Source organism: Halococcus salifodinae DSM 8989, from assembly GCF_000336935.1.
GTDB classification, from domain to species: domain Archaea; phylum Halobacteriota; class Halobacteria; order Halobacteriales; family Halococcaceae; genus Halococcus; species Halococcus salifodinae.
Genome location: NZ_AOME01000103.1, coordinates 1 through 7,612, shown reverse-complemented (window position 1 = coordinate 7,612; position 7,612 = coordinate 1). Strand labels below are relative to the sequence as shown.

The window sequence follows — 7,612 nt, the reverse complement described above, 5'->3', positions numbered from 1 at the left end:
GAGAAATCACCCTGATGTGTGTCGTCTACAACATCAAACGCTCCGTCAAGCAGTGAAATCCACCGCCCTATGGCGATTCAACACAGCCCAATGAAGACATCGGACTCGTCACGATGGGGACACACGGACGGACTGGGTTCGAACGCTATCTCATCGGGAGTGTAACCGAACGTATTGTCCGGACGAGTGATGTCCCAGTACTCACAGCACAGTAGCTTGGAATACTGGTTGCCGGTTTAATTCAGAATCACAGTACCGTTCTTCGATCAGAGCTCACGTGAAATCGTTCGGGACTGTCTTGGGTGCATCTTCGGGTCGTTTTTTGTTTTGATTCCCCCGTCGGCTTCGCTGGAGTGGAATCGGGACGCCGCCGTTCGCCTCTATCCAGTCGAACAGCCGATCATGCATCGCCTCGTGGCGTTTTTCGTGTTTTTTCTTCCCAAGCAGATTGTGCTGTTCCAGCGGATCGGCCTCGAGATCATACAGTTCGTCTTTCGAGGGGCCGTAGTACCAGATATACTTGTATTTCCCTTGGCGTGTGCTGAACATGGTTGGATGCTTTGGGAATCCTCCCCAGTACGACTCGTAGAACGGTTCTTTGGACTCGCTCATGTCTCGACCGGAAAGTGCTGGCAGAAACGACCGTCCACTCATGTAGTCGGGCGGAGAACGGTTGGCCTCTGCGAGGATGGTCGGCGCAATATCGATATTGGTCACGTGTTCGTCCACGACCGTTCCGGGTTCTATCATTCCAGGGGCATACGCGAGCATTGGCACCCGAATCGACGGTTCGTAGGCAGTTTGCTTGCCAATCAGTCCATGTTCGCCGAGTGAATACCCATTGTCACTCATATATAACATCAAGGTCGAATCGGCGACGCCCGACTCATTGAGTTGGTCCATTACAGCTCCGATGCTTTCGTCAAGCGCCAGCAACGTTTCACTGTACCGTCGATACAACTCGTCGAAGTCGAAGCGCCCACCGAAGATGTAGTTCACACCACGCACGCTCTCGCGTTGGTTTTGCACCCAGTCTGGTTTCCCCGTGTAGTTCTCTTCGGTGTCTGCCATCGTTTTCGGGTACTCGATGGAGGCATTTGCGTACTGATTCCGGTGCCGTGGCGCGGGACAAAACCACGCGTGTGGTGCTTTATGCGAGAGGAACAGGAAAAACGGTTTGTCGCCCTCACGGTTTTTGAGCCAGTCGCGGGCGTATTCGGTCAAGATATCGGTGATGTACCCCTTGCGCTCGACTTTCTTGCCGTTAACGTTCAACGTCTGATCGAAATAGTGGCCTTGACCCTCGAAACTCACCCAGTGATCGAAACCGGGGCGTGGTTCGGCGCTGTTGAGTTGGTAAGTGTGCCATTTGCCGATGTACGCGGTCTCATAGCCTTCGTCGTGGAGATACTTGTGAAAGAATGGGACGTGATCGGTCTTTATGTGTTGGTTGTCGATGACACCGTGTTGGTGAGCGTACTGTCCGGTGAGAATCGAGGCCCGACACGGCGCACACAGCGGCGTGCTGACCGAGGCGTTCTTGAGATGTGCGCCCTCCTTTGCCATGCGGTCCATGTTGGGCGTTTCCAAGAACGTCGGGGTGCCCGGTTCGTTCATGGAACTCAGGAAGTCATAGCGGTGGTCGTCGCTATTGACGAACACTATGTTACGCCGCCCGTCCTCAAAGTCACCCCCCGAGAGCACGTCGATATTCGAACTGCAACCGGTGAGGAGGCCGGCAGCCCCGACTCCGCCAAGTGCTCGTATGGCGTTTCGGCGACGAAGCCCGTGCTCTGTTCGCTCCGTCGATTGGTCGACCATAGTTACTATTACCGTCGATATGGTAAGAAGGAACCGTTGTTATGAGTATTGGTTACATCCACCCTCTCTTCTGAGAATCTGTCGTTCGAGATAGTGCGATCAAAGTTGTGGGTTAGCTTGTGAGCAGGAACGTCCCTATTTGATCCGATAACGTTCTCAGGTGCGGTGTTGATCACAGGACCTCAACTTTGACGTTTTGAGATGTGTTTATGACGAACCCTGCAGGGAGAGCGATGTCGGGAGGGTTTATTCTTGTATGACTGAATCAGAAGTCGATTAATCCGCCAGTTTGCTGCTTTCATTTATTGGTTACGAGAGTCCCCTAGAACAATTGGCGGACCTGGTTCACTAGCGCCCCCTCCTACTTTACCCATGGCGATCCAATTGAGTAGAGATGTACGAACACGTGCTACTGCCAACCGATGGGAGTGAGGCGGCGGCAAACGCGGCGAACGAAGCGTTTGGTGTTGCGACCAACAATACTGCGACCCTTCATATCCTGTCTATCGTAGATATCACATCCGGACCATTAAATGTCCGTGGCGGTGATGAGCGGTTTGATCAGGCCGAAGCGGATGGTGAGGAGATAGTGACCGAGACGATGGAACAAGCGAAGCAGTCCGGTGTGGAGAACGTTATTACGTCTGTCAAACGAGGGACGCCGGACGAAATGATTCGCGACTACGCTGGAGACAACGATATTGATCTCATCATCATGGGTACTCACGGCCGAAGCGGTCTTGACCGCCATCTCATAGGCAGCGTGACTGAGAAGGTAGTACGGCAGGCAAAGCCGTCCGTACTTACGGTACGGATGGCCGATGATGAGGAATAGAAGGATCAACCGTCGTTGATTGTGACTTTCTGTCTGATCGCCGGCTACTCGTCTTGCTCGTAAGGGAGGCTCCATATTGGTCCCCGTTTGCCAATGGTTTCATGTATACCTACCATTATTAGCACAGCCAACATGAACACCCCCACACTACGTGGGGAGGTGAGATAGCCAAGTGACACGATGAGCGTTGTCGCGTATGCTGGTGGATGTTGCACGTCTCCGAGATACATACCAAACGTCAAGAGAAGGGCGGCCGCGAAACTCGAAAACACTTGTCGAAGAACTCCCAAAGAGAGCGCTGGACTTACTGTTGGATCGATATTGCCAACGATGAGGTGAAAGGCGACGAACCCAGCTATCACACCGATGTATTGCCCGCCGATGATCCGCTGTGGATAATTCATTTCGCCATCTGGTAACGTTCCAAGAAGGAATAGCGATGGACCAAGACTCGGTATCAAGAACGGTAGCCCAGTAATATACGACAACAGTCCTAACACAAGGAGATGAAAGCCGAGGTATATGCTTACTCCGCCGCCGAGCGGATATCGAGCCATATTCCTTGTTTTGTTTTGCGATGGATAAGACAGGTGATTATGCTTTCTTCTCGTCCACTATCTCTCGTGAAACGACGAGTACGTGCCGCTCGCTCAAGCGATCAACTTGTCTGATAATATTATCAAACCTCCTGGCTAACTGTTTCTGGGACGTGAGTTCGGTGGAGCGATCGACACTATGAGCACAAATTTGTCAGAGTTGGTGATGGAAATACTAAATATCACTAAACTTACTGTGCTTGTGGGAGATGTAGATACTGGGTTTGCGAGGTATCTCGTAAGGATTCCACACACTCACGGCAGTACGTGTAGAATTTCTCATTAGTAGAGCCACAGCTTGGACACGGTATGAAGCCGGATTTCTGAGATAGGTTTTGATTGGGCGTATCAGTACCGTTATTGGATACGGTCCCCATATAACGCCATTTGGTATTACCCAACATACCTTTTTCACTGATGTTATAGGATTGAAGGCACTGTTAACTTAGCCCGGCAGCTTCGACCGGCGGTTGATTGCAAGCGCTTGGTGGCTCCGGAGGTGATTGTAGAAGTAGGCGTAGGCAGTCAGCCAGCGCTCGAGTGGTCTGCGTAAGAAATGAATATTGGTCAGTGAGAGATCCAGCGAACCCGCTGCCGTCGTTCGATTTTTCCACCTCATAGAAACAGCCGTGCTCCTCCACTATCCAAACGTTGCGCAGATCACTCAGGCACTGAGACAACTTCTGAAGATCGAGGAACTTCTCACACCAGGTTTGTGCGTAGCTGATTCGGAGAGTTATTCGCTCGAAAACATCCTTGACAAAGACTTTGAATTCGCCTTCATTCTCGACGATGATTGGACACATCGTCCACTTGAGATAGTCCCAAACTTTCTCGATTGGATTGAGATGTGGCGATCCAGACGGTAAGAAGATGAGATCAATTCCGAGCTGATGGGCACGCTTCCGCGTGTACTCGCAAATATCGGTAGTTCCCAATTGAGATCTCAGCAAATCCTCTGAACCGGTGGACTGTTGTGGTGAATGTCGTGGTGGACCGGTTCACCAGACCACAATGTCGTGGCCGCGTTCCAGAAGCTTCCTGCACCGGCTTCTCCCAAGATCTCAGCCGACAGCTGGTGCTCACGAAGGGCACCCCCGAGGCCGCGGGCTGGCTCAGCCCGCGGCCGCGGTGTACGCATCCGGTACGCCGACTCCGTTCATCTCGATCTTCCACCGCCGTTCCAACTCCTGCTCCAGAGCGTGTCGGATCCAGTCGCAAAACACCGAGAACGTGAACTCTTCGGGCAGGTCGCGCCCGCCCCGGCGTGGGCGGGCGACGACCGCCCACCGGAGCACCAACCACAGGTTCTCCAGCAGGAAGCTTACCACCACGAACGCAAACCTCACGATCGGATCTTGCGTCGAGGTTACCGCTCGTGCGCTCCGAAACAGCCGATAGCTGGATTCGATCGCCGATCGCTTACGGTAGCGGTGCTCGACCTGTGCGGGCGTGCGATCGCCCAGATCGCACGCCGCATACCCTCGAACCACCTCGCCGTGCTTGCCCCGATCGCCGTTCTGATACGAGACCGAAACCGCGAGCGGGAGGCGGAGTTCCCGCTCGCTATCCTTGTACATCCGGTAGGTCGTCATGTACGATTTGTACGTCTCCAGTTTCTCCTGAAGACGGTCGCCCTTCTCAGCGACCGGGACGACTGTCGCGGCGATGTCTTGTGAGCGGCGGATGACGCGCTCGTTGTAGAAGCCGCTATCAGCCAGCAACAGCTCGATCTCGAAGGGATAGGCCTCGACGCGGTCGAGGACGCGCTCGACCGCGTCGGCTTGCTTCTCGTCGCTGCGGACGTAGGTCATCGCGAGCGTGATCGGTTTGCCGTTCGAGACGAGGTAGGCGGTGCAGTAGCGGTGGCAGGTAGTGGTGCCGTCTTTGGGACTCATTCGGCAGAGTTCGCCTTCCTCGTCGAGATGAACGCCGTGATAGGGGTTGTCGACGAAATCGATGGAGACGATCCTCGACCGGTCGGGGTCGAGGATCGTCATGGCCAACTGCATGAACAGGAGGTTAGCGGCGAACTCGAGCCAGCCTCGATCGAGGGTGTGGAGCCAGTCGAAGACGGTGTCGTCGCAGGGAGCCTCGTGATTCTCGGCGCAGACCTCCCGAACGGAGGTCTGATTGACGCTAGCGAGGATAACGACGGACCAGATGTCGCCAGGATCGAGGGGCGAGCCCTCGATCCCTGGCAGGGGAAGCTCTCCGATCACATCCGCCGCTACTCCTTTGACATCCCACGCCGAAAGGAAGCCGTCTGGTTGAGGTACTTCTAACACATTCACCCAACCAGACATCTTCCCAATCAGACCAACGCTTTAGCTCCGCCTCTCAACTCGATTGGGAACTACCGAATATGCGATCCGTGCTTGTCCAAGACGAGCAGAATCCGCTTGCCGGGATTCTGCTCGCGGATCAACTCTAGGACCTCACAAATTCGCTCTTTCGTCTCGTCTTCAGTGAATGTCACGAGACTCTCTCCGTTGAGTGCGTAGAACCCAACCGCAGAATCCTCCGTCTTGACTAACGGCCGTTCGACGTGTGGATCGTCGACATACCAGATACGTCGCGAATTATCGTACGGCTGTGGGTGTGAAGCATCAAAGAACCCAATCACGGTTCCGCCGTCAGTACAGACATCTTCCTCGACAACCCATCCTTCTTCGTCATCACCCGCGTGTTTGTTGTGTGGCTGTTCATCCTCGTCGAGCGCGTCATCGACGCGCTCTTCGAGAATCTCGTCTGGATTCTCTGGCTGATGGGGACGCTTTGGCCGTGGTTTCGCATACGAGAGCCCCAGATCCCGAAGGAACGTGCCGAGGTAGTGCGGATGATACTCAACGTCGAATTCCTCCATCAGAAGGTGTTGAACCTCCTGTGATTTCCATGGCTGACCGTCACGAAGCCGTTCGATGAGTTCGTCTTGTTCGTCCTCATCGAGCTTCGGGGGCCTGCCGCCCCCGAAGTTCGGGGTGAGGAGACCGAGCCCGCCCTGATTCCATCGTCGTGCCCAACGAGTAGCCGTCGCAGAGGACCTGCCGACGTCGTCGGCAGCGTCCTCAAGCGTTGCACCTTTGTAGAGCCGTTTGATGAACGTCAGGCGCTTGCTGATTTTGTCGTCGTCAGTTTCGGTGAGCAGTCGATCGAGATCGTCCTGATGTTCGCTATCTCGAACATCGAACAAATCTGTGAATCTCTATGATCTCCACGCCGTACCCCAATTCAACACAGCACTTGTTCCCGAGCCTGAAGAATCCGCCGACGAAGCAGCCTTGCACTAAGAATTCACTCGAGACGACATTTACGCTTCCAATCAGCGTGTCATAGAATTTGTCACACACGTCAACAGCAGGCCGAGAATCAGTGTCTGATGCGGGAACAATATTTCCGCTATTCAGAACCAGCGGTAGCAGGCTTCTCGGACCATGACCGAACACCATGCGACTCTTTCTATGACACGCTGTTCCAATAGCTACTCCGGGAAAACACTCAAATAATCGGTGGGAAATGCCTACTCCTCTGGTTCTCGGTGCACAGTTAAGACCGGAATCTCGGAGTGACGAACCACATCTTCAGTTACGCTCCCCAGCAGTGCCCGTTTGACACCTGTTCTACCGTGAGTACCCATGACAATCAGGGCGATCTCGTTCTCAGTAGCATACGTGAGGATATCGTCGTGAGGATTTCCTCGCCGAACAGCGGTTTCTGTCTCGATATCACTGTCTTTCGCTTTATCCGCAACCTTGCCTGTGGCGTGTTGGCCTTCTTCCTCAAGCCCATCTAAGAGATTGTCCAGACCGGTGAACCCATCACTTGTACTGGAAACTGAGGAGGGCGGGTCAACGATGAAGAGGACGTGGAGTTTTGCACCGTACGTTTCGGCAATATCAATCGCTGTCTCAACCGCTGGCGTGACTGCGTCGCTACCGTCCGTCGGGAGGAGTACTCGGTTGAACATACGCTGTGAACACCTTATCCTGTATTTGCCAGTGACGAGTTATAACGCTGGCCATAGAATCATCCGTCTTTAGCTAACTCCAGCGGTCGGTTGAGCGGCGGTAGCGAACCGTTCCTGTAGGACTGGACGCTGTTGATGGATCTTCTGGGCGTCGGCTGCCATCCGTTCCAACAGCGGTGGTGGCGAATAGCCGAGGTAGTCGCTGAGCCGTTTGAGGATCCGCTAGGCGTGCGACCGGAAGGTCGCCGCCCAGCGTTCCGGTGGGAACACTGCCTCCTCATCGGCGTGTTCGATTACTAGTTCCGAGCGTGTCATAGAATCCGTCTCATGCCGTGAGCATCTCGCGGCCAGGGTTGTCTCCTCGTTCGTCGTTGGTGATTGCGACGACCACTC

The 7,612-nt window shown here is 54.2% G+C and carries 7 protein-coding genes and 3 pseudogenes; 2 read left to right on the top strand and 8 right to left on the bottom strand.

The window, feature by feature from the left end; translation table 11 throughout:
* Nucleotides 1-98: 98 nt before the first annotated feature.
* The gene (locus tag C450_RS21165) at nucleotides 99-215 is read left to right on the top strand and encodes a universal stress protein (RefSeq protein WP_394324923.1); all 117 of its coding nucleotides are present in this window, start codon (nucleotides 99-101) and stop codon (nucleotides 213-215) included.
* 58 nt (nucleotides 216-273) lie between these two features.
* Here C450_RS21165 and C450_RS19770 read toward each other — a convergent pair whose 3' ends face one another.
* On the bottom strand, nucleotides 274-1,821 hold the full coding sequence (locus C450_RS19770) for a sulfatase family protein (RefSeq protein ID WP_005046824.1): 1,548 nt from the start codon (nucleotides 1,819-1,821) through the stop codon (nucleotides 274-276).
* 394 nt (nucleotides 1,822-2,215) lie between these two features.
* Between C450_RS19770 and C450_RS19765 the strand changes: the two genes are divergently transcribed.
* Nucleotides 2,216-2,656, top strand: a complete 441-nt coding sequence (locus C450_RS19765) for a universal stress protein (protein ID WP_005046822.1) — start codon at nucleotides 2,216-2,218, stop codon at nucleotides 2,654-2,656.
* 44 nt (nucleotides 2,657-2,700) lie between these two features.
* Here C450_RS19765 and C450_RS19760 read toward each other — a convergent pair whose 3' ends face one another.
* The 7 genes and pseudogenes from C450_RS19760 to C450_RS21160 all read right to left on the bottom strand — a co-directional run.
* On the bottom strand, nucleotides 2,701-3,213 hold the full coding sequence (locus tag C450_RS19760; protein ID WP_049910541.1) for an HPP family protein: 513 nt from the start codon (nucleotides 3,211-3,213) through the stop codon (nucleotides 2,701-2,703).
* 230 nt (nucleotides 3,214-3,443) lie between these two features.
* On the bottom strand, nucleotides 3,444-3,629 hold the full coding sequence (locus C450_RS23770; protein WP_449271557.1) for a DUF7577 domain-containing protein: 186 nt from the start codon (nucleotides 3,627-3,629) through the stop codon (nucleotides 3,444-3,446).
* Nucleotides 3,630-3,926: 297 nt separating this feature from the next.
* Nucleotides 3,927-4,175 (bottom strand): annotated as a pseudogene (locus C450_RS21890) (transposase); the annotation flags it as partial.
* 192 nt (nucleotides 4,176-4,367) lie between these two features.
* Nucleotides 4,368-5,540 carry an ISH3 family transposase gene (locus C450_RS19750; RefSeq protein WP_005046813.1) on the bottom strand — a complete coding sequence of 391 codons (1,173 nt, stop codon included), beginning with the start codon at nucleotides 5,538-5,540 and terminating at the stop codon, nucleotides 4,368-4,370.
* A gap of 74 nt (nucleotides 5,541-5,614) precedes the next feature.
* Nucleotides 5,615-6,400, bottom strand: a pseudogene (locus tag C450_RS19745) (IS630 family transposase); the annotation flags it as partial.
* Between the two features lie 372 nt (nucleotides 6,401-6,772).
* Entirely contained in the window at nucleotides 6,773-7,219 is a 447-nt protein-coding gene (locus tag C450_RS19740; protein WP_005046810.1) for a universal stress protein, read from the bottom strand.
* A gap of 69 nt (nucleotides 7,220-7,288) precedes the next feature.
* Nucleotides 7,289-7,522, bottom strand: a pseudogene (locus C450_RS21160) (IS4 family transposase); the annotation flags it as partial.
* Nucleotides 7,523-7,612: the final 90 nt, after the last annotated feature.